Origin of the sequence: Ramlibacter albus (genome assembly GCF_014297445.1) — a bacterium.
Taxonomy (GTDB): Bacteria; Pseudomonadota; Gammaproteobacteria; order Burkholderiales; family Burkholderiaceae_C; genus Ramlibacter; species Ramlibacter albus.
Map to the genome: position 1 here is coordinate 212,336 of NZ_JACORU010000009.1, position 19,820 is coordinate 232,155.

The window sequence follows — 19,820 nt, forward strand, 5'->3', positions numbered from 1 at the left end:
CCGGGGTCAAGCCCGGGGTGACGGTGCTGTGGGGTCACACCATGCGGGGACGACGTTGCTTACTGAGGTTCCAGCCCGACCTTCTTCACCAGCGCCGCAAACCGCTGCAGCTCACGCCGGAACCCGGCCTGCGCCTGCTCGGGCGTGCTGATGTTGATGGTGTTGCCCTGCTTGGCCATGGTCTCCTTCACGGCCGGGTCGTTGAAGGCGGCCACGAGCGCGTCGTGAACCTTCTTCACCTGCGCGGCCGGCAGGTTCTTCGGGCCGATCACGGCGAACCACGCGTCGAGCGAGAAGTCCTTCAGGCCCTGCTCGGCGAACGTCGGGATCTCGGGCGCAGCCGGCGTGCGCTGCGGCGTGAGCATGCCGATGGGGCGCAGCGTGCCGGCCTTGATCTGCGAATGCACGCTGGGCAGCGCCGCCGTGCCGAAGTCCACCTGGCCGCCGATCAGGTCCGTCACCATCGGGCCCACGCCCTTGTACGGGATGTGCTTGGCCTTCACGCCGGCGGCGTCGAGCACCATTTCGCTGGCGAGGTGCAGGATGGTGCCGTTGCCGCCCGAAGCGAAGTTGTAGCCGTCGGGCTTGGCCTTGAGCGCCGCGAAGAACTCCTTCGCGTCCTTCACCGGCAGCTTGGTCGGGTTGACCACCAGCACCATCGGCGTCGCACCGACGATCGCGATCGGCGTGAAGTCGCCGGGCATGTCGAAGGGCAGCGACTTCAGCACGCTGGGGAAGATCACCACGTTGTTCGACACCACCGACAGCGTGTTGCCGTCCGGCGCCGAGCGGGCCAGCGCCTGCAGGCCCACGACGCCACCCGCGCCGGGCTGGTTGTCCACGACGACGCTCGCGCCCAGTGCCTTGCCCAATGCGGGCGCGGCCGAGCGCGTGATGGCGTCCACGCCCGAGCCCGTGGCGTTGGGCAGGATGAACTTGACGGTGTTGTCCGCGAAAGCGGTGGGGGCCAGTGCTGCGGCCAGAGCGGCGAGCGAGAAATTGCGACGATCCATGGTGACGTTGTCTCCTGCGTAAACCCAAAAGCGCGCTCAGGCGATGACCGCCCGCGCGCGCAACTGCTCGATGTCCGCCTCGGCCAGCCCGATGCCCTGCAGCAGCTCCGCGCTGTGCTCGCCCAGCCTGGGCGGGTGCAGCCGGATACCGAGGCGCTGCCCCGCGAGCGTAATCGGGAACAGGGTGGTCTTGACGGAATCGCCCGCCCTGGGGCCGTCGGGCAGCTTCACGTCCGCCAGGCCGCCGGTGGCGAGCAAGTGCTCGTCATCGTAAAGGTCTTCGGGTTTCCGGATGGGCGCGAAGGGCAAGCCAGCCTTTTCCATTAACGATGCCAGCTCTGCCGCGCTGCGATGGGCCAGGCGCTCGGCGATCGTCTTGATCAGGCGCGGCCGCTGCACCACGCGCAGGTTGTTCGTGGCGAGCTCGGGCTCGTCCTTGAGGTCCGCGAAACCCATGGTGTCGCAGAAGGTGCGCCACTGCGCGTCGCTCACGGCGGCCAGGAAGATCTGCTCGCCGTCCTTCACCGTGAACACGTCGTACACGGCCCACGGGTTGTCGCGGGCGGGCATGGGGTTGGCGGGTTTGCCGGTCACGGCGTACTGCAGCATGTGCTGGCCGACGAGGAACACGTTGTTCTCGTACAGCGCCGACTGCACTTCCATGCCCTTGCCGGTGATGCCACGCTGGATGAGCGCGCCCAGCACGCCGATGGCGCCGAACAAACCGCCCATGATGTCGTTGACGCTCGTGCCCGCGCGCAGCGGGTCGCCGGGGCGGCCGGTCATGTAGGCGAGGCCGGCCATCATCTGCACCACTTCGTCGAGCGCGGTGCGGTGGTCGTACGGGCCGGGCAGGAAGCCCTTGTGGCTGGCGTAGATCACCTTGGGGTTGGTCCTGGCGATGGTCTCGTAGTCGAGGCCGTACTTCTGCATCGTGCCCGGCTTGAAGTTCTCGCACACGACGTCGGCCGTCGCGCACAGCTTGCGCGCGAGCTCCGCGCCTTCGGGCGAGTGGATGTCGATGCCGATGCTCTTCTTGTTGCGGTTGAACATCGGGAAGAAGCCGGCGCCCGCCCCGAGCAGGCGGCGCGTGCCTTCGCCGGCGACCGGTTCGACCTTGATGACCTCGGCACCCATGTCCGCGAGCACCATGCCGCAGGTGGGGCCCATCACCATGTGGGTGAATTCGATGACGCGCAGGCCCTTGAGGGGCTGGGGAATGTCGTTCACGCGGTCACCTGTTCCTTCATCGTCTTCGGCAGGCCGGCGCGCCAGACGCTGCCGTGCAGTTGTTCGCCTTCGAGCCACTTCGCGACCTTGCCTCGCAGCGCGATCAGCTTGTCGAAGTCCTGCCCCGTCTCGACACCCATGCTCTGCAGCATGTACTGCACGTCTTCCGTCGCCACATTGCCGCTGGCACCCGGCGCATGCGGGCAACCGCCGATGCCGCCGATGGACGCGTCGAAGCGGGTGATGCCCATCTCCCACGCCGCAAAGCAGTTGGCGAGGCCGAGGCCGCGCGTGTCATGGAAGTGCGCGCAATTGAGCTTGTCGCCCGTGACCTTGAGCACCTTCTCGTAGAGGCGCTTCACTTGCTGCGGGTCCGCGTAGCCCACGGTGTCCGCAAGGCCGACGGAGTCGACGCCTTCGTCGAGCACGTATTGCACGAGCCGCACGACTTCTTCTTCCGGCACATGGCCCTGGATCGTGCAGCCGAACGCGGTGCTGATGCCCACCTCGATCTTCGTCTTCGAGCCCGCTGCGTCGCGTGCATCGCGGATGCGCACGATCTCGGCCACCACGTCGTCGGGCGTCTTGCGGAGGTTGGCGAGCGAGTGCGCGTGGCTCGCCGACAGCGGCAGCAGCATCAGCTCCGCCTTGCATTCCATCGCGCGCTCGGCGCCCTTCATGTTCGGCACGAGCACCGAGGCCTTCAGGCCCGGCAGCGTCTGCGCGAACGCGAGAACCTCGGCCGTATCGGCCAGCTGCGGCAGCAAACGCGCGGGCACGAACGAGCCCACTTCGATCTCGCGCTGCCCGGCAGCGTATGCATCGCGGATCCACTCGATCTTGGCAGCGGTGGGCACGATGGTGGCGACGCTCTGCAGCCCGTCGCGCAGGCCCATTTCGCGGAGGATGGCTTGTTTCGGCATGGTTGCCAGTCTAGAATTTCCAAACCGAAATTTCTACTCAGTTTTGGAATGCCAGACGTTCCATTTCGGAATCTCTGGAATCTCTGGACTTCTCTTGCGCGACCTCGACCTCACCAGCCTGCGCCTCTTCGTCTCCGTGTGCGAGACGGGCAACATCGCGCGCGCGGGCGAGCGGGCCAACATCGTGGGCAGCGCCATCAGCAAGCGGCTCGCGCAGCTGGAAGACACGCTCGGCACGCCATTGCTCACGCGCAAGCGGCACGGCGTGGCGCCCACGGCCGCGGGGCAGACCTTGCTGGAGCACGCACGCGCGATGCTCGCCAGCGCGTCGGCCATCGAGCGCGACATGGGCGCGTACGCGGCAGGCGCGCGCGGGCAGGTGCGCATCCTCGCGTCGGCATCGGCGCTGGCGGAGTCGCTGGCCGATGACATCGCGACCTTCCTGCACGAGCCCGCGCACGCGAACATCCAGGTGAACCTGGAGGAGCGCGTGAGCCCCGACATCGTGCGCGGCATCCGCGACGGCACCGCGTCCATCGGCGTGTGCTGGGACGCCGCGGACATCGGCACGCTGCAGGCACGGCCGTATCGCACCGATAAGCTCGCGATGGTCGTGCCGCGCAAGCACCCGCTGGCGAGCCGCAAGAGCGTGCGCTTCGAGGAGATCCTCGACTACGAGCACGTGAGCCTGCCGGTGAACAGCGCGGTGCAGGTGATGCTGCAGCGCGAGGCGGCACGTGTGGGCAAGGTGTTCCGCTACCGCGTGGTCGTCAACAACTTCGAAGCCGCGCTGCGCGTCGTGCGCGCGGGGCTGGCCGTGTGCCTCGTGCCGAAGGAAGTGGCGGAGATCTACGCCACCATGTACGAGCTGAAGATCATCCCGCTTTCGGAACCGTGGGCCGAGCGCCGGTTCATCATCGTTTACCGCGACGAAGCAACGTTGACGCCGGCGGCGCAACTGCTCGTCGATCATCTGGCGGCCAAGGGCCAGGCATCATGAAGTTCAACAAGATCCTTTACCTGCGCAGCGGCGCGCAGCTGCGCGACGACGTTTCCACCGACGAGATCACGCCGGTGGCGATCATGTCCTACTACGACGACAGGCTGGGGCAGTTTGCGTACACCGGGTTCAAGGGCGACCTTGCCATTGCCCGGGGCGACGTGGCTGCCGGCGGCTACGACGTGACGGTGGCCGGCAAGCGCTACGGCAAGGGCAGCTCGCGCGAGCACAGCCCGGCGGCGGAGAAGCTGGCGGGCATCCGGCTTGTGGTTGCCGAGAGCTTCGAGCGGATTTACCGGCAGAACGCGGACAACATCGGGTTGTTCACGTCGACGGACATGTCGCTGGTGGGGCGCATCGAACGCGGCGAGGACATCGCCATCGACGAATTGCTCCGCGGCCGCGACGAGCAAGCAGCGGCGATCCTCCGCGCAGGCGGCCTGCTGAAATACTGCGCCGCGCTCGCCGCCATCGCAGCCACCGCCGAACCGCGTCATTCCGGGCTTGACCCGGAATCCATCGCCGCGCGCCGCCCGCTCACGCTCTTCGAAAAGATTGTCGCCCGCCGCCGCGAGGGCAACTTCGTCCGCCCGCACCTGCGCTTCATCCACGAGTACTACACCGGCATGGCCGCGCACATGCTCAAGGTGGCGTCCCCCGACGGTTACCAGGTGCAGGACCCCGCCTCAGTCGTCGTCTTCGAAGACCACAGCTCCTACGTCGACGAGAGCCCCGCCCACATTCGCATGGGCCTCATCCCCAACATGCGCGCGATGCAGCAGGCGCAGCGCGACTTCATCGCGCAGCACGATTTGCGTTCGCACCGGACGCTCACGGACGCGGAAGCCCGCGCCGACGACGGAAGCAATGTCGCCGGCATCTCCCACGCGATGGTGGCGGAGCTCTATGCGCTGCCCGGCCAGGTGGTGGTCGGCACGGACTCGCACACGCCGCACAGCGGCGCCCTCGGTTGTGTCGCCTTCGGCGTGGGCACCACCGACATGGCCAACGCTTTCGTCAACGGCACGGTGCGCCTGGGCACCCCTGAGCAATTGCGCGTCGAACTGCAAGGCCCCCTGCCCGCGGGCTTGAGCGCCAAGGACATCGTGCTGCACCTGCTCGCGCTGCCGCAGATCAAGAGCGGCGGCGGCGTGGGCAAGGTGTTCGAGTTCACCGGCAGCGCCGTCCGCGCGATGTCGATCGACGAGCGCGCGACGCTCACCAACATGACCGCGGAGCTGGGCGGCTTCACCGGCATCGTGGCGCCGGACGAGGAGACGGTGCGCTTCCTGAAGGAGCGGCGCGGGATCGACTTCACGCTCGAGCCTTGGATGCGCAGCGACGACGAAGCAAGCTACGCGCAGACGATCACGGTCGATTGCTCGAAGCTCTCGCCCATGGTGGCCGGGCCCGGGGACCCCGGCAACGGCGTGCCCCTCGCGGAGCTCGACCGCGAAGTGACGATCGACATCGCCTACGGCGGCTCGTGCACCGCCGGCAAGCGCGAGGACTTCGACCGCTACCACGAGGTGCTCGCGTGGGGCCTCGCGCATGGCAGGAAGGTGCCATCGCACGTCCAGCTGTACCTGCAATACGGCACGACGGCCGTGCGCGACTACTGCATCGCCAAGGGCTACGACAAGACCTTCGAAGCCGCCGGCGCGCGCATCCTGCAGCCGTCGTGCGGCGCGTGCGCCAACTGCGGCCCGGGTTCGTCCACCGACGCGTCGCAAGTGACCGTGAGCGCGATCAACCGCAACTTCCCCGGCCGCAGCGGGCCGGGGCAGGTGTGGCTGGCGAGCCCCGCCACCGTGATGGCGAGCGCACTCGCGGGCAAGCTGGCTTCGTTCGAGGAACTGCAGGCGACGTAAGGCGAATCCGGCACCGCGCCGCGCACGTATCGCTGGCACCACTCACAGGAGAACGTGCCATGCAGAACGTTGCGCTCATCCAGTCCATGTACCAGGCTTTCGGGCAAGGCGACATCGCCACGATCCTGGCGAACTGCACCGACGACATCGAATGGTCGCTGCACGCGACCGTGAACGCGCCCTACATCGGCACCGTGCGCGGCAAGGAGGCGGTGCAGAAGTGGTTCGGTCAGCTCGCGGCCAGCGACGACATCACCGTCTTCGAGCCGCGAGAGTTCTTCGGCGGGACGGACCACGTCACGGTGCTCGGGTTCCAGAAGGCGCGCGTGCTGCCCAAGGGCGGCGAGTTCGAATCGCCGTGGGTGCACGTGTTCAACATCAAGGGCGGCAAGGTGTCGCGCTGGGTCGGGATGTACGACTCGGCTGCGCGCGTGAAGGCGGGGGGCTGAGCGCGCGATCGACGTCCGGGCTGCGGTACATGGCTTCGGGGATCGAAGCCAGCCGCGAGGGGTGCACCTCGTCGCCCAGCCCGTAGTACCGCTGGAACGACATGATCAGCGGCCGCCACTTGTCCGGGTCGATGCGGTCCGGGCCCATGGTGATCGCAGGGTCCAGCCACACGCGCTGGACCCGCACCTCGAACACGAGCACGCGGCCACGCAAGGCCGCGTCGTCCTGCCCGGCGGCGTGCGTGCCTTCCAGCACCGCCTCCATCTGCACCGGGCACTGGCGCGCTCGCGGGGGCTCGATGGTCTCGGAATCGACAGGGTCGAACCCGCTGATCCCGAACTTGTCAGCCACGTAGCGATAGCCCCGCGCCGCCTTGTAAGGGGGCACTTCCTTCCGCGCCGTGGTCAGGGCCAGCTTGTCCACCATCCCCACCTGTGAAGCCGACGGCAGGTTGAGCGTGCACTCACCCGTGCGCCGGATGTTCGCGGCCGTCTGCGACGCCGACCCCAGCCCCAGCATGCACCGCCACCCCAGCCAGAAAGCCGAGGACATGGGCGCGAGGTTGGGCGAGCCGTCCTCGTTGACGGTGCCGATGAGCACCACGGGGGTGCCGAGATAGAGGATGGGGGGTTCGCTGGCGATGTGCATGGGCGCACTTTCGCCGCGCCGCCCGGCCCGGTCTGGCCGCTTCCGGACCTGCATTTCGCGAAGCCGCGGCTGCATTTCGCGCCGCGATCCGGCCGTTTTGTCTCGGCGCCGTCGCGCCCGGCGGGCCCGCCCGGCAAAGTCCGCTCCATCGCAGACCGGAGAGACACCATGCAACTGAGCCCCATCATCGTCATCCACATGACCGCCGCCCTGGGCGCGCTGGTCACTGGCCCGGTCGCCCTGTGGGCCCGCAAGGGTGCCACCCAGCGCCCGCAACTGCACCGCGCCTTCGGCTACGCCTGGGTCACGCTGATGATCGTCACGGCCGTGTCCGCCGCGTTCATCCGCAGCGAGCTGAAGTTCAGCTTCGCGGGCTTCTCGCCGATCCACCTGTTCATCCCGGCCACGTTCATCGGGCTGTTCTTCGCCTTCCGTGCGCTTGCCAATCGCAACATCGCGCAGCACAAGGCGATCATGCAGCGGCTGTACTTCGGCGCGGGCATCGGCGCGGGCGTGTTCACGCTGGCACCCAATCGCACCATCGGCAAGTTCCTGGGCACCGGCTACCTGGCACCCATCGTCACCAACACCCCGCTGTGGGTGTGGGGCCTGCTCGTCGGCCTGCTGGTGCTGGGCTACACGCAGACCCGCGACCGCAACGCCAGCCTCACCCGCATGCTCGTGACGCCCGCCGTGATGACCGCCTTCTCGCTTTGGGGCACCGTCAACACCTTCGGCAACGCCGCCACCTTCTCGCTCGTGATGATGACGTGGGCCGTGGTTGCCGCGGGCGTCTTCAGCCTCGTCGCCGCCGGCACCGCCAAGGCCAGCTACGACGCCGCCACGCGCAGCTTCGCGCTGCCGGGCAGCTGGGTGCCGATGGGCCTGATCCTGGGCATCTTCATGATCAAGTACGCGTCCGGCGTGGCCATCGCGATGAACCACTCGCTCGTGAACGACCTGACCTTCGGCGTGACCTTGGCTGCGCTGAGCGGCGTGTTCAGCGGCCTCTTCACCGGCCGCGCCGTGCGGGTGCTCAAGCTCGCCGTGCGCCCCAGCCCCGCCATCGCCCTGCAAGCCTGAAACTTCAACCCAAGGAGATGACCATGGATTCGCAAGAGATCGAACGCCTGGCCCGCAAGCGCGCCGGCGCCAAGATGGGCTTCATCGTGCACGCCACCGTGTACGTGCTCGTGAACCTGATGCTGATGGCGATGGCGCTGTCGATGGGCCGCAACTGGGCCATCTTCCCGGCCATCAGCTGGGGCTTCGGCCTGGCCATCCACGGCGTGGTGGTGTTCTTCCTCACCGGCAACTCGGGCCTGCACGACCGCCTGGTCGAGCGCGAGCGCCTGAAGCTGCAGAGGGACCCGTGGTGAGCCGCGCCATGAAAAGCTACGCCGCGGTGGTGATGGGCGCCACGGTGCTCGCCGCGAGCTGGGCCAGCGGCCCGGCCCACGCAGGCACCGGCCTGACGCAAGTGGACTCGGTCACTGTCTTCTACCCGACGCAAGCGCAGGACAAACCCGTCACCCGCGGCCCCTTCACCCTGCGACTGGCCGAGAACGCAGCGCCCGCCCCCGGCAACAACCGACTGGTCGTGCTGTCGCACGGCTCCGGCGGCGCGGCGTGGAGCTACACCGACCTGGCCCGCCTGCTGGTGCAGGCCGGCTACATCGTCGCGGTGCCCGAGCACGAAGGCGACAACTGGCACGACCAGGCCAAAATCGGCCCCGCGAGCTGGAAGCAGCGGCCCGCCGAAATTTCCAAGGCCATCGACACGATGGCGAAGGACGCGCGCTTCGGCCCGCTCTTCGACGCGAAGAAGGTCGGCATGTACGGCATGTCCGCGGGCGGCCACACGGCGCTGGTGCTCGCCGGCGGCCGCTGGTCCCCGTCGCAGTTGCTCAAGCACTGCGAGGCGCACCTCGACGAAGACTTCAACACCTGCGCCGCACCGGTGACGCTGCTGGATGGCGGCGTCCTCGACGGCATGAAGAAGACCATCGCGCGCGGCGTGATCCGCAACCGGCTTGATGATTCGAAGTGGTATTCGCATACCGACCCGCGCATCGTGGCCATCGGCGCCGAGGTGCCCTTCGCGGCGGACTTCGACGTGGAGTCTCTGCGCGCCCCCACGGCCAGGCTCGGTTTCGTTCGCGCGCACCAGGACATCTGGCTTGCCCCGCGCTGGCACCTCAACCCGATCGCCGAGGCATGCAAGACGTGCGAGATGATCGCGGACCTGCCCGGCGCCGGCCACGGCTCGCTGCTGTCGCCGCCCGTGCCGCGCCTTGGCGGCAACGTCGCCACGCTGCTGGCCGACCCGCCCGGCTTCGACCGCGCCGAAGTACCGCGCGTGCACGCCAAGGTGGTGGCCTTCTTCCGCAAGCACCTAGAATGATTCGCGCATGAGCACGAACCTGTCGGACGAGGAGATCGAAGCGCTGGCGCGCAAGCGTGCCGGGGCCAAGATGGGGTGGTTCATCCACGCCACGGTGTTCGTGTGCGTCAACCTGTTCATCTACGCGCGTGCCGAGTTCTCCGGGCGCACGTGGTCCGTGTACCCGCTCTTCGGCTGGGGCTTCGGGCTGGTGATGCACGGCCTGGCCGTGTTCGTGCTGGGCGGCGGCAGCACCATCCGCCAGCGCATGGTGCAGCGCGAGCGCGAGCGGCTGCTGCGCGAGCGCGATAGACAACCATGAGGATCGACTGGCTCGCCAAGCTGCAGAACATGCTGCAGGTGGTGGCGTACGGCCTCGCGATCGGCACCATCCAGTACGCCTTCCTGCCGGACCGGCCGTATGCGCCAGGCGCGGCTTACTCGGTGGCGATCGCGACCAGCACGTGGGCCATCATCGACCTCGGCCGCGACTTCTTCCCTTCGTCCGCCGAAACGGGCTGGCCGCAGGGATGGGCCGGCGTGGCCCTCGTCGCGGGCGGCATCGTGCTGGGCTACTTCATCGGGACGACGGTGGCGGACGTGCTGTGCCGCTACTTCGGCTGGTACTCCGGTGTGACGGTGGTGGACCGCTCGGCGGAGCTGCGCACTTCGATCCTCATCACCGGTCTCGCGGGCATTGCGGGCAGCTACTACTTCTACGCGAAGAACAAGGGCGCCTACCTCGAACGCAAGATGACGGAGGCGCGGCGGCACGCGAACGAAGCGCGGCTGAAGCTGCTGGAAGCGCAGCTCGAGCCCCACATGCTGTTCAACACGCTCGCGAACCTGCGGGCGCTGATCGCCGTGGACCCTGCGCGTGCACAGGAGATGCTGGACCACATGATCGCGTACCTGCGTGCCACGCTGGCCGCGTCGCGCAGCACCACGCACCCGGTGGAAGCGGAGTTCGAGAGATTGCGCGACTACCTGGAGCTGATGGCCGTCCGCATGGGCCCGCGCCTGAAGTACACGCTGGACCTGCCGCCCGAACTGGCGCAGAAGAAGGTGCCCACGCTGCTGCTGCAGCCGCTGGTGGAGAACGCCATCCAGCACGGGCTGGAGCCCAAGGTGGGCGGCGGCAGCATCGACGTGCGTGCCCGCGCAGAAGGCGAATCGCTGGTGCTGGAAGTGGCCGACACCGGCATCGGCACCGGCGACACGCCGCCCACCGGCAAGGGCTTCGGCATGCAGCAGGTGCGCGAGCGCCTCTCGACGCTGTACGGCGACCGCGCGACGATGCGCTTCGAAGCGCGTAGCGGCGAAGGGGCCCGCGCGCTCATCACCATCGCCCCATGACCACCGCCCTCATCGCCGAAGACGAACCCTTGCTCGCGCAGGCGCTGCAAGCCGAGCTCACACGCGCATGGCCGGAGCTCACCATCGTCGAAACCGTGGGCGATGGCGCATCGGCCGTCACCGCCGCCTTGCAGCACAAACCCGACGTGCTCTTCCTCGACATCCGCATGCCGGGCCAATCGGGCCTCGAAGCCGCCGCGGAACTCGCGGACGAATGGCCGCAGGGCACGCCCTTCCCTGCGCTGGTGTTCGTCACCGCCTACGACCAGTACGCCGTGCAGGCCTTCGAGACGCACGCCACCGACTACGTCCTGAAGCCCGTGCAGCCCGCCCGCCTGCAAAAGACGGTTACCAAGCTGCGCGAGCAACTGGCGCAAAGAAACAACAACATGGACGCCACGCTCGGGCAGTTGCGCCAGCTGCTCGCCGCGCCGCAGCAACAGCAGCCCGCGCTGAAGGTGATCCAGGCCAGCGTCGGCACCAGCATCCGCATGGTGCCGCTGGAGGAAGTGCTGTACTTCGAGGCCGCCGACAAGTACGTGCGCGTGCTGACCGAAGCCCACGAGTACCTCATCCGCACACCGCTGAAGGACCTGCTGCCGCAGCTGGACGCCGACACCTTCTGGCAGATCCACCGCGGCACCGTGGTGCGCGCCACAGCCATCGACGCGGTCCACCGCGACGAGGCCGGCAAGCTGCACCTCACGCTGCGGGGCCGCCCCGCGGAGAAGCTGCCGGTGAGCCGGCTCTACGCCCACCTGTTCAAGGCCATGTAGGCAGGGACGCCTTAAATGGGGGAGGCGTCTGGCAGCCTCTGTGGGCCTTGTCCTACACGGCCGTGGGCGCCCACCGGCTCTACTACACCCATGCCCGCCACCTGTGGCGGCCAAAGGTCACCCCGACTCCTCTGAGTCCCCTCCTCCTCCGGGGTGAGCTGGTCCGGCCCTCCGTCCCGCGACTGGCATTGTTACCCCCAGGCTTGCCTGGGGGTTCTTTTTTGTCCGAATGGCAGGGTCGGCACTGTCCGACCTGCTCGACCGGACCGCTCCGGCATGAAGCTTTGTTGCGGCGCCTTACTCTGTAGATACAGAACGGGGACGAACCATGCGAGACGGAAACCAACCCAACCGGGGCAAGCGACGAAGTCGCGACGACGGGCGCAGCGGCTACGGCAGCGAGAGCGTGCGGCCGTACCTGCGGGCGCAGTTGCGCGCGAAAGAGCTGCTGCAAGGCGCGCAGCTGGGCAGCGAGCCGGACGGCAAGCCCGGCAACCGGCGCGAGCCGCGTTAGGCCACGCCATAAAAAACGCCCCCGGGTTGCGGGGGCGAGGCTTGGAGAACGAGAACCAGGGTTGGTTGGGTTGCTCAGTAGTGCCGGTGCAGGTGCCTGTGCCGGTGCTTCCAGTGGCCCTTGGGCGGCACGTAGTACACGGCTGCGGGCGCGTAATAGACGGGTGCGGGACGGTAGTAGACCGTGGGCGCCGGCTCCACGTAGTACACGGGGGCCGGCGTGACCACGACCGGTGCCGCCAGCGGTGCGCCGATGCCGATGGAGAGGTTGACGTTGGTGCGCGCCTGCGCGGCGCCGGCGCCCAGCGCCAGCAGCCCGGCCGCAGCGGCCGCGAGGAAGAGGTGACTGCGTTTCTTCATGCCTTCATTAACGCAGGGAAGCGCATGGCCGGATACCCCCTGCACAGTCAAACCCGTTGCCGGACGTAACCCGGCCTCCGGGGTGCTGCACCGCGCCATGACAAAATCGTTACGTCATGGAAAAACCCAGCAACTTCCTGCGCCAGGTGATCGAGAAAGACCTGGAGCAAGGCACGTACTCAGAGCGCAAGTGGGGCGGCAGCCCCGGTGACCGGCAGCATCACGACCAGGGCGGGCCCGACCCCGCGAAGATCCGCACCCGCTTTCCCCCTGAACCCAATGGCTACCTGCACGTCGGGCACGCCAAGAGCATCTGCCTGAACTTCGGGCTGGCGCAGGACTATGGCGGCGTGTGCCATTTGCGATTCGACGACACCAACCCCGAGAAAGAGGAGCAGGAGTACGTCGACGCCATCCGCGACGCGGTGAAGTGGCTGGGTTACAGCTGGGAGGCCAACGGCACGGTGCACGACTACCACGCCAGCGACTACTTCGACTTCATGTACCGCGCGGCGGAGTACCTGATCGAGGCCGGTTGCGCGTACGTGGACGAACAGACGCCCGAGCAGATGCGGGTGAACCGCGGGGACTTCTCCCGCCCCGGCGTCGACTCACCGTATCGCTCGCGATCCATCGAAGAGAACCTGGCGCGCTTCCGCGAGATGCGCGATGGCAAGCTGGAAGACGGCGCCGCGGTGCTGCGCGCCAAGATCGACATGGCCAGCCCCAACATCAACATGCGCGACCCGACGATCTACCGGATCAAGCATGCGGAGCACCACAACACGGGCAACAAGTGGTGCATCTACCCGATGTACACCTTCGCGCACCCGATCGAGGATGCGCTGGAGAACATCACCCACAGCATCTGCACGCTGGAGTTCGAGGACCAGCGGCCGTTCTACGACTGGCTGCTGGACCGGCTGCAGGAAGGTGGCTTGATCGAGCCGCCGCACCCGCGGCAGTACGAGTTTGCGCGGTTGAATTTGACGTACGTGGTGACCAGCAAGCGCAAGCTGCGGCAGCTGGTGGACGAGGGGCATGTGAGCGGGTGGGACGACCCGCGGATGCCGACCATTGTGGGGTTGCGTCGCCGTGGCTACACGCCGGAATCCCTGAGGCTGTTTGCCGAGCGCATTGGCGTGAGCAAGGCCGATTCGTGGATCGACTACTCCACGCTGGAAGGTGCGCTGCGCGATGACCTGGACCCGAAGGCTGCTCGTGCCATGGCCGTTCTCGATCCGGTGAAGCTGGTGATCACGAACTGGGACGAGCTGATGGGGGCGGGGCACCTGGAGCCCTGCTCCGCGCCTGTGCATCCGCATGCGCCGGAGCGGGGGAAGCGGGAGTTCATGTTCGGCAAGGAGCTGTGGATCGAGCGGGATGATTTCCAGGATCCGCCGCCGAAGGGGTTCTTTCGGTTGTTCCCTGGGAACAAGGTGCGCTTGAAGTACGGCTATGTGGTGGAGTGCCGGGGGGCGTTGTTCGATGCGACCGGGAAGCTGTACGAGGTGCAGGCGGAGCTGGTGCCGGATACGAAGAGTGGGACGCCGGGGGCGGATGCGGTGAAGGTGAAGGGGAATATCACCTGGGTGGGGGTGGCGGATGGGGTGAAGGCGGAGGTGCGGTTGTATGACCGGTTGTTCAGCGTGCCGCAGCCGGGTGCGGGGGAGAAGGATTTTCTGGAGGAGTTGAATCCGGAGTCGCTGAAGACGATGACGGCGTATGTCGAGCCATCAATGCGCGCTGCGCATGGGGGGGAGAACTTTCAGTTTGAACGGCACGGGTACTTTGTCGCGGATCGCAAAGAGCACCTTTCTCTTCCACAACAAAGTGGAGAGGGGAAGTACGTCTTCAACCGAGTGACCGGATTGAAGGATAGTTGGGGCCGCTAGCTGCGAGAAGAAGAACTGGAGTGCAGATGAGATTCGGGGACAAGGACAAGGAACGCGAGATAAGACCATTCCTCAAATGGGCTGGAGGAAAGCGCTGGCTGGCGCCGCAGGTGGTCGAGATTATCGGGAGCGTACGGGGCCGGTATGTGGAACCTTTTCTAGGTGGCGGGTCCGTCTACTTCTCACTCCTTCCAGAGCGCGCGCTACTGAGTGACAAGAACTCCGAACTCATCAACGTCTACCAAGTTCTACAGTCCGACCCGGCCCAGCTCGCCAAGCTGCTTCAAGAGCACCAGAAGAACCATTCGGACGAATACTACTACTCGATGCGGGATTACGCACCCACCAACCCGCACAGGCAAGCAGCCAGATTCGTGTACTTGAATCGCACATGTTGGAACGGGCTCTATCGAGTAAATCTAAAAGGCGAGTTCAATGTACCGATCGGCACGAAAACGTCGGTCGTTCTTCCTGACGATGATTGGCGAGCAGTTTCGCGCATGTTGAAACGAGCTGAGATCGTCTGTTCTGATTTTGAAGTGGCGATAGACACTGCAGGTAAAGGCGACGTCGTGTTTGCCGACCCCCCCTATACGGTCAAACATAACCTAAATGGCTTCATAAAGTACAACGACTCTCTGTTTTCGTGGGCCGATCAGCTCCGCTTGTTCGACACCTTGCTCCGGGCAAAAAAACGTGGAGCGAGAGTGGTGATTACCAATGCGAACCATGAATCAGTACGGAAGTTGTATGCATCGGGAGGCTTCCGGATGAACGTCGTCGAGCGTGCCAGCGTGCTCGCGGCATCGTCGGTTCATCGCGGAAGGTATGAGGAACTGTTGATTTCTTGAAAGCGGAGGGGCAATGACACGGTCAGAAGAAGTACGCATGCACATGTCTCGGACCTGGCTTATTGGCGGTCTGTTTCGCTGCAATCTCACTACGTTTTTGTCAGCGCTCTACGAGTTCTCTTATCTCGTGGCATGGTCAGTCTTGCCATTCATTCTTGGTGCGCTTGTTCTGTACGTCATCAAGGAAGCGAGCGGAAGCAAGGACTTCTTTGTGTTGGCAGAAGACACCTTTCGAAATGGCGAACTCCTGGTATTCACTATTTCGATGCTCGCGCCCATTCTCTATCTCACGCTCCATGATCCTGAGCAAGCTGAGCCATTTCCACACAAACTACTGATTTCGACGACAGTCTCTCTGATCATCGTCACCTGCGCTGCCTTGTTCGCCGTGATGAAAGCTGGCGGGATCAAGGACGTCAAGTTTGTCTATCAGTTCTCTCTCTTTCTAACGCTTGCGGCTTTCGCTTTCAGATTTTTGGCCATTCTGTACCACAAGCTGCGAATGCCTTCGGTGAATGAGCGCGAGCTACGAGCACCACAAGACAACTTTGTCGACGACTTTCGATCCATGGTCGAGAGCGAACTCCGAACGGATCAAGCAAGTTTTGTTGACGCGTTCCAGAACAACTTGGGCGGAGAACGCGCATGACATCTAACATTGAAGAACGTCCGGTTGGTTTCACAGTGCCGGCGCTCATGGTTCGGCAGCCAATCGGCGAGTTCCTGATTGCTTCAATGCCTTCCAAGCGCCTGTGCGATATCACATACTTCGACGTGCGCAGAATGCTCAAGGAGCGTGACGTTGAGACGTACCTTGGCATTCAGCGGCCCCTGAACGAAAAGCGAGTCGACGAGCTGCAGCAGTATGTTCGAACGATTGACGCGTGCTTTCCCACAGCCGTAATCTTGGCTATCGAGAGTCGTTGCGCGGAGTACGACCAAAAGTCAGGGACTCTGACCTTGAGAAATGATCCCAACCCGCAAGATGACCTGGACCCGATCTTTTACAGAAACATCGCTAAGGTACTTGACGGGCAGCATCGAATCGCCGGTTTGATTGACTACCCTGAGAACAATTTTGATGTCAACGTAAGCATCTTCATCGACATTGACATTGAGGATCAGGCATACATCTTTTCAACCGTCAACTTGGCGCAGACAAAGGTTAATCGGAGTCTCGCATACGATCTCGCGGAGCTGGCGAAGACGCCTAGCCCCCAAAAGACTTGCCACAACATTGCAGTAGCACTTGACCAGACTCCAGCAAGTCCGCTCTTCCATCGCATCAAGAGACTTGGCACCGCAACACCGGGACGCAATACCGAGCTGTTGACCCAAGCGACATTTGTCGAAGCGCTGCTGCCGTTCATCACGGGGAACCCGACTGTGGATCGGGACATTTTGAAGCGGGGTCAGCGTCTTGAGCCTCCGAGCCAAGCCGAGATAGAGAAACACCCGTTCCGCCCATTCTTCGTAGGTGCGGATGATCTTAAGATCGCAGACATTCTGTTCAGGTACTTCTGCTCCGTGAAGCAAAAATGGCCTGTCGCATGGGACGCTGACGAGCGCGGAGTAATCCTGAATCGAACGAATGGCTTTCGCGCTTTGATGCGCGTCTTGCGCCAGATATGCCGTGTGCTGAAGCCGCACAAGAAGCTCCCGCAGAAGGACGAGTTCGATCGATTGTTCTCACGGGTGAAGATTCGAGACGAAGACTTCACTGTGGATAATTTCAAACCTGGCACGAGTGGCGAAAGCGCGCTGTATGGTCAGATCGTTGCGGAAATGGGTCTCTCTCATTGATTGGCGAGACGGCTGTGCAGCTCTGAGCACCGATTTGAACAGCGTTCGCGAGCGTTGTGCGCTGTGTTGACAGTGTGAAAACGTCGGTTTCGACAGTAGTCGCCCCTAGATTGCCTGGGCTGATTCTTAGGGCTAGTCCCTCAGATGCCCTTCTGGACGCCCGTTGAACTCGTGGAGGGGGAGCTCTGGGAGCCGAGAACGCTGAGCGCTAACCCTGCGGCGGTTTTTTTGACCAAAATTGCCGAGCAGCAACAACTAAGTCGGAAGTAGGTCATGATTCCAGATACCCTGCTGTTCATCTTGGGGGCAGGAGCTAGCTGCCCCTTCGGTTTGCCGTCTGGGGCCGGCTTGCGGTCGGTCTTATGTCGCGACTTGCGGAGAAGTACACCACTCTCGAAGCTCGTAGAAGCGTGCGGATTTCCAGAAAGTACCGTCAGAAACTTTGCCTACGAATTTCTGCATTCAGGCCAGAGTTCGATTGACGCCTTTCTGGCCCGCCGGCCGGACTTCCACGATGTCGGCCTTCACGCGATTGCTGCAGCGCTCATGCCGAGCGAGAACCGTGACCTGCTGTACATCAATCCCGATCAGGACGCCTGGGGAGATAGCAATTGGTTGGGATATTTGTGGCAGCGCATGTGCCTTGAAGTAAACGATCCCAAACTTCTTCCGCTGAATACTGTCGCATTCATTACGTTCAACTACGATAGGACCGTCGAGAACTTCCTGCAAACAAGTATCCAGTACACGTTCAACCTCAACCCGGATGCGGCGCAGGAAATCGTGCAGGAGTTCCCCATCTTTCACATGTACGGTGATCTAGGGGACTACGAGCCTGGCCATGGCTACCGCTTTGGCGATGCGGTTGATGTGAGCCGGATCAAGCATGCCGTGAGCAGGTTGCGCGTTGTACCCAACACGCGACCGGAGCGTGACCATGGTTGCGAAAAGATGATCAGCGTCGCGAAGCAAACCGTGTTCCTTGGGTTTGGCTTTGACGACATGAACTGCCATCGATTGGCGTTTCAAGATATCAAAGTCGGAGACGGCTCAAAAGGTCACACGGCGTACGCGACGTCGTACGGCATGACGGACGCCGAGCGTCACATTGCAAAGCAGCGCGTTTCGTCAACACAGTGCGAAGTGCACATGATGGACGACGACGTGGACTGCTTGAGGGCACTGAGGGAGTATGCGAGTCTGCTTCATGTGCTAGCGTAAAAAGACCAACCCGTTGCGGTGTCTGCTCCCTGTCAGTTCTGACAGGGGTGCTGGACGGGGTCACTCGATCACCGAGTCAAATGTCCGAAGTGCTCTGCTCCGACCTCCTCACCATCCACCGCGATCGCATCCGCGAGATCGCGGTGCACCAGCACTGCGTGAAGGTCCAGGTCTTTGGTTCGGTTGCCCGAGGCGAAGAAACAGCGGAGAGCGACATCGACTTCCTCGTCACGCCGACGGAAAAGACCACGCTGATCGATATCGGTGCCCTCCGTGTCGAGTACCGGCAACTGCTCGGCCGAGAAGTGGACGTCCTGACGCCGGGCGCACTGCCGCCGGAGATCCGAGAGCGTGTGCTGCGCGAGGCGCGGGAGATTTGATCTTGTTTGGAGGCCAACTAGGCTACGCGTCTCTCGACCCTCGACACGCCGGAAACTTCGTGCACCCCTAGAACTTCGAGCCGACGTTGGCGCCTCTATACGTCGTCCGAAGGATCATCGATTCGCCGCATCGCGGGCACGAAGGCGGCTCGACGGAGCGCGCGGCGCCTGGTTGAACTCCACGAACGCTGCGGAGCATCTGGTGCAACTCCTCGCCATCCATGAGGTGCAGCCGCTTGCCTTGCGCGAAGTCCTTCGCTGCCGGCGTGAAGCGCCCTGACGTCACGACAAAGCCTCCATCCGCCTTTCGCGCCGCCATCACGCCGAACAGCTCGCGCACGACTTCCACACCCACCACGGAGGTCTTCCACTGTTTGCACTGGACAAAGAAGGTGTGCCCACCCTTGTGGAGGACCAAGTCGACTCCACCATCCGCACCGCCACCCCCGATCTCATCGACGGTGTAGCCCCTCAATCGAAATGCTTCACCAACAAGGAGCTCGAACTCGCGCCAGGAAATCCCGTTGAGCGCGGAGGCGTCAGGCTTCGAGGCAACGTCGGTCACCAGCTGCCCGCGCTTGCGTCGCCCGAAGAACGACGCGATGGCGCCTCCAATGCAGATGAGCGGGACGATGTACTGTCCCACAGTCGCCAATCCTGCAAACACGGACCGCTGGAGCAGGCCCGAAAGTTCGGCAGGCGTGGCTCCCTTGCCGATCGGCATGCCGGCAATCTTGTGGAGTACGAGATAGCTGACGATTGCAGCGACCACGCCGACCCACCAGGGCAACAGCGCGAACAACTCGAAGAGTGCGTCAGCCGCGCCGTTCTTTCTTCTCCCCATCCTGCTTGTCTCCCAACTACTCGGCGTCCATCGTAGCCGTCACATTCAACTTCCACCAGCACTTCGTCACTTCCAAATTGGATGAGTACCAACAACGCATATTCAGTATCAATGGGCTTAGACAAAGTTCTTCCACCAGTTGGAGGTTGTGCGCCTTGCGTGCACGCTGCACCATCGGACAGAAGTGGCTCCGCTTGTCTGAACAGCTTTCCCCGATTTTTAAGTGGATTCCGTGCGGGTTGCCAACGGTGCAGAGATGTCCACGGCGGCGGGCGTCGCTTGCGACGAACGCACGACGCGGTG

General features: G+C 64.2%; 23 protein-coding genes. 16 read left to right on the top strand and 7 right to left on the bottom strand.

Features of this window, described 5'->3' with window-relative positions:
• Positions 1-59: 59 nt before the first annotated feature.
• From H8R02_RS22275 to H8R02_RS22285, 3 genes are read right to left on the bottom strand one after another with little or no spacing between them, the layout of a single operon-like run.
• On the bottom strand, positions 60-1,013 hold the full coding sequence (locus H8R02_RS22275) for a Bug family tripartite tricarboxylate transporter substrate binding protein (protein ID WP_187083694.1): 954 nt from the start codon (positions 1,011-1,013) through the stop codon (positions 60-62).
• 36 nt (positions 1,014-1,049) lie between these two features.
• Positions 1,050-2,243 (bottom strand): CaiB/BaiF CoA transferase family protein, encoded by a 1,194-nt coding sequence (locus H8R02_RS22280; RefSeq protein ID WP_435531297.1) that lies wholly within the window; start codon positions 2,241-2,243, stop codon positions 1,050-1,052.
• The gene (locus H8R02_RS22285) at positions 2,240-3,166 is read right to left on the bottom strand and encodes a hydroxymethylglutaryl-CoA lyase (RefSeq protein ID WP_187083695.1); all 927 of its coding nucleotides are present in this window, start codon (positions 3,164-3,166) and stop codon (positions 2,240-2,242) included. Before H8R02_RS22285 ends, H8R02_RS22280 begins: the two co-directional genes overlap by 4 nt.
• Positions 3,167-3,260: 94 nt before the next feature.
• On the opposite strand from H8R02_RS22285, the gene H8R02_RS22290 reads away from it, so the two are divergent.
• The 3 genes from H8R02_RS22290 to H8R02_RS22300 are packed head-to-tail and all read left to right on the top strand — an operon-like array spanning position 3,261 to position 6,486.
• On the top strand, positions 3,261-4,166 hold the full coding sequence (locus tag H8R02_RS22290; RefSeq protein WP_187083696.1) for a LysR family transcriptional regulator: 906 nt from the start codon (positions 3,261-3,263) through the stop codon (positions 4,164-4,166).
• Complete coding sequence (locus tag H8R02_RS22295) at positions 4,163-6,037, top strand: aconitase family protein (protein WP_187083697.1); 1,875 nt, start codon at positions 4,163-4,165, stop codon at positions 6,035-6,037. Before H8R02_RS22290 ends, H8R02_RS22295 begins: the two co-directional genes overlap by 4 nt.
• A 59-nt stretch (positions 6,038-6,096) precedes the next feature.
• A complete protein-coding gene (locus tag H8R02_RS22300; protein WP_187083698.1) occupies positions 6,097-6,486 on the top strand; it encodes a nuclear transport factor 2 family protein in 390 nt (129 codons plus the stop codon).
• Here H8R02_RS22300 and H8R02_RS22305 read toward each other — a convergent pair.
• Positions 6,416-7,135: a flavin reductase family protein gene (locus tag H8R02_RS22305; protein ID WP_187083699.1), complete on the bottom strand. Its 720-nt coding sequence runs from the start codon at positions 7,133-7,135 to the stop codon at positions 6,416-6,418. The two genes, H8R02_RS22300 and H8R02_RS22305, sit on opposite strands and share 71 nt — an antisense overlap.
• 168 nt (positions 7,136-7,303) lie before the next feature.
• Here H8R02_RS22305 and H8R02_RS22310 point away from each other — a divergent pair, with 168 nt between their 5' ends.
• The 7 genes from H8R02_RS22310 (at position 7,304) to H8R02_RS22340 (ending at position 12,164) form a co-directional block, all read left to right on the top strand.
• A complete protein-coding gene (locus H8R02_RS22310; RefSeq protein WP_187083700.1) occupies positions 7,304-8,218 on the top strand; it encodes a DUF6622 family protein in 915 nt (304 codons plus the stop codon).
• A gap of 23 nt (positions 8,219-8,241) precedes the next feature.
• Positions 8,242-8,514, top strand: coding sequence for a 2TM domain-containing protein (locus H8R02_RS22315; RefSeq protein WP_255429492.1), 273 nt, complete (start codon positions 8,242-8,244; stop codon positions 8,512-8,514).
• 8 nt (positions 8,515-8,522) lie between these two features.
• Positions 8,523-9,539, top strand: coding sequence for an alpha/beta hydrolase family protein (locus H8R02_RS22320; protein ID WP_187083702.1), 1,017 nt, complete (start codon positions 8,523-8,525; stop codon positions 9,537-9,539).
• A gap of 7 nt (positions 9,540-9,546) precedes the next feature.
• Entirely contained in the window at positions 9,547-9,840 is a 294-nt protein-coding gene (locus tag H8R02_RS22325) for a 2TM domain-containing protein (protein ID WP_187083703.1), read from the top strand.
• On the top strand, positions 9,837-10,874 hold the full coding sequence (locus tag H8R02_RS22330; protein ID WP_187083704.1) for a sensor histidine kinase: 1,038 nt from the start codon (positions 9,837-9,839) through the stop codon (positions 10,872-10,874). The genes H8R02_RS22325 and H8R02_RS22330 overlap by 4 nt, the downstream gene beginning before the upstream one ends.
• Positions 10,871-11,650, top strand: coding sequence for a LytR/AlgR family response regulator transcription factor (locus H8R02_RS22335; RefSeq protein ID WP_187083705.1), 780 nt, complete (start codon positions 10,871-10,873; stop codon positions 11,648-11,650). The genes H8R02_RS22330 and H8R02_RS22335 overlap by 4 nt, the downstream gene beginning before the upstream one ends.
• Positions 11,651-11,978: 328 nt before the next feature.
• Positions 11,979-12,164 (top strand): hypothetical protein, encoded by a 186-nt coding sequence (locus H8R02_RS22340; RefSeq protein ID WP_187083706.1) that lies wholly within the window; start codon positions 11,979-11,981, stop codon positions 12,162-12,164.
• A 74-nt stretch (positions 12,165-12,238) separates the two neighbouring features.
• On the opposite strand, the gene H8R02_RS22345 is transcribed toward H8R02_RS22340, so the two are convergent.
• The gene (locus H8R02_RS22345; RefSeq protein WP_187083707.1) at positions 12,239-12,523 is read right to left on the bottom strand and encodes a hypothetical protein; all 285 of its coding nucleotides are present in this window, start codon (positions 12,521-12,523) and stop codon (positions 12,239-12,241) included.
• 116 nt (positions 12,524-12,639) lie between these two features.
• Here H8R02_RS22345 and H8R02_RS22350 point away from each other — a divergent pair, with 116 nt between their 5' ends.
• The 6 genes from H8R02_RS22350 (at position 12,640) to H8R02_RS22375 (ending at position 18,673) form a co-directional block, all read left to right on the top strand.
• Positions 12,640-14,418 (top strand): glutamine--tRNA ligase/YqeY domain fusion protein, encoded by a 1,779-nt coding sequence (locus H8R02_RS22350; RefSeq protein WP_187083708.1) that lies wholly within the window; start codon positions 12,640-12,642, stop codon positions 14,416-14,418.
• A 26-nt stretch (positions 14,419-14,444) separates the two neighbouring features.
• Positions 14,445-15,269 (top strand): DNA adenine methylase, encoded by an 825-nt coding sequence (locus tag H8R02_RS22355; protein ID WP_187083727.1) that lies wholly within the window; start codon positions 14,445-14,447, stop codon positions 15,267-15,269.
• 13 nt (positions 15,270-15,282) lie between these two features.
• On the top strand, positions 15,283-15,918 hold the full coding sequence (locus H8R02_RS22360; protein ID WP_187083709.1) for a hypothetical protein: 636 nt from the start codon (positions 15,283-15,285) through the stop codon (positions 15,916-15,918).
• Entirely contained in the window at positions 15,915-17,072 is a 1,158-nt protein-coding gene (locus H8R02_RS22365) for a DGQHR domain-containing protein (protein WP_187083710.1), read from the top strand. The genes H8R02_RS22360 and H8R02_RS22365 overlap by 4 nt, the downstream gene beginning before the upstream one ends.
• Before the next feature lie 273 nt (positions 17,073-17,345).
• Positions 17,346-18,293: an SIR2 family protein gene (locus H8R02_RS22370; RefSeq protein WP_187083711.1), complete on the top strand. Its 948-nt coding sequence runs from the start codon at positions 17,346-17,348 to the stop codon at positions 18,291-18,293.
• 80 nt (positions 18,294-18,373) lie between these two features.
• Complete coding sequence (locus tag H8R02_RS22375; RefSeq protein ID WP_222622598.1) at positions 18,374-18,673, top strand: nucleotidyltransferase family protein; 300 nt, start codon at positions 18,374-18,376, stop codon at positions 18,671-18,673.
• A 67-nt stretch (positions 18,674-18,740) separates the two neighbouring features.
• Here H8R02_RS22375 and H8R02_RS22380 read toward each other — a convergent pair whose 3' ends face one another.
• Together H8R02_RS22380 and H8R02_RS30095 are read right to left on the bottom strand one after the other, a co-directional pair.
• Positions 18,741-19,517 (bottom strand): restriction endonuclease, encoded by a 777-nt coding sequence (locus H8R02_RS22380; protein WP_187083712.1) that lies wholly within the window; start codon positions 19,515-19,517, stop codon positions 18,741-18,743.
• A gap of 16 nt (positions 19,518-19,533) precedes the next feature.
• Positions 19,534-19,820 (bottom strand): hypothetical protein (locus tag H8R02_RS30095; protein ID WP_222622599.1); only part of this gene is annotated, 287 nt, incomplete at its 5' end.

Bases quoted from the DNA above. Each gene is read 5' to 3' on its own strand.
- H8R02_RS22275 (WP_187083694.1), bottom strand. From the start codon at position 1,013: ATGGATCGTCGCAATTTCTCGCTCGCCGCTCTGGCCGCAGCACTGGCC.
- H8R02_RS22285 (WP_187083695.1), bottom strand. From the start codon at position 3,166: ATGCCGAAACAAGCCATCCTCCGCGAAATGGGCCTGCGCGACGGGCTG.
- H8R02_RS22295 (WP_187083697.1), top strand. From the start codon at position 4,163: ATGAAGTTCAACAAGATCCTTTACCTGCGCAGCGGCGCGCAGCTGCGC.
- H8R02_RS22300 (WP_187083698.1), top strand. From the start codon at position 6,097: ATGCAGAACGTTGCGCTCATCCAGTCCATGTACCAGGCTTTCGGGCAA.
- H8R02_RS22305 (WP_187083699.1), bottom strand. From the start codon at position 7,135: ATGCACATCGCCAGCGAACCCCCCATCCTCTATCTCGGCACCCCCGTG.
- H8R02_RS22310 (WP_187083700.1), top strand. From the start codon at position 7,304: ATGCAACTGAGCCCCATCATCGTCATCCACATGACCGCCGCCCTGGGC.
- H8R02_RS22315 (WP_255429492.1), top strand. From the start codon at position 8,242: ATGGATTCGCAAGAGATCGAACGCCTGGCCCGCAAGCGCGCCGGCGCC.
- H8R02_RS22320 (WP_187083702.1), top strand. From the start codon at position 8,523: ATGAAAAGCTACGCCGCGGTGGTGATGGGCGCCACGGTGCTCGCCGCG.
- H8R02_RS22325 (WP_187083703.1), top strand. From the start codon at position 9,547: ATGAGCACGAACCTGTCGGACGAGGAGATCGAAGCGCTGGCGCGCAAG.
- H8R02_RS22330 (WP_187083704.1), top strand. From the start codon at position 9,837: ATGAGGATCGACTGGCTCGCCAAGCTGCAGAACATGCTGCAGGTGGTG.
- H8R02_RS22335 (WP_187083705.1), top strand. From the start codon at position 10,871: ATGACCACCGCCCTCATCGCCGAAGACGAACCCTTGCTCGCGCAGGCG.
- H8R02_RS22340 (WP_187083706.1), top strand. From the start codon at position 11,979: ATGCGAGACGGAAACCAACCCAACCGGGGCAAGCGACGAAGTCGCGAC.
- H8R02_RS22345 (WP_187083707.1), bottom strand. From the start codon at position 12,523: ATGAAGAAACGCAGTCACCTCTTCCTCGCGGCCGCTGCGGCCGGGCTG.
- H8R02_RS22350 (WP_187083708.1), top strand. From the start codon at position 12,640: ATGGAAAAACCCAGCAACTTCCTGCGCCAGGTGATCGAGAAAGACCTG.
- H8R02_RS22355 (WP_187083727.1), top strand. From the start codon at position 14,445: ATGAGATTCGGGGACAAGGACAAGGAACGCGAGATAAGACCATTCCTC.
- H8R02_RS22360 (WP_187083709.1), top strand. From the start codon at position 15,283: ATGACACGGTCAGAAGAAGTACGCATGCACATGTCTCGGACCTGGCTT.
- H8R02_RS22365 (WP_187083710.1), top strand. From the start codon at position 15,915: ATGACATCTAACATTGAAGAACGTCCGGTTGGTTTCACAGTGCCGGCG.
- H8R02_RS22370 (WP_187083711.1), top strand. From the start codon at position 17,346: ATGATTCCAGATACCCTGCTGTTCATCTTGGGGGCAGGAGCTAGCTGC.
- H8R02_RS22375 (WP_222622598.1), top strand. From the start codon at position 18,374: ATGTCCGAAGTGCTCTGCTCCGACCTCCTCACCATCCACCGCGATCGC.
- H8R02_RS22380 (WP_187083712.1), bottom strand. From the start codon at position 19,517: ATGGGGAGAAGAAAGAACGGCGCGGCTGACGCACTCTTCGAGTTGTTC.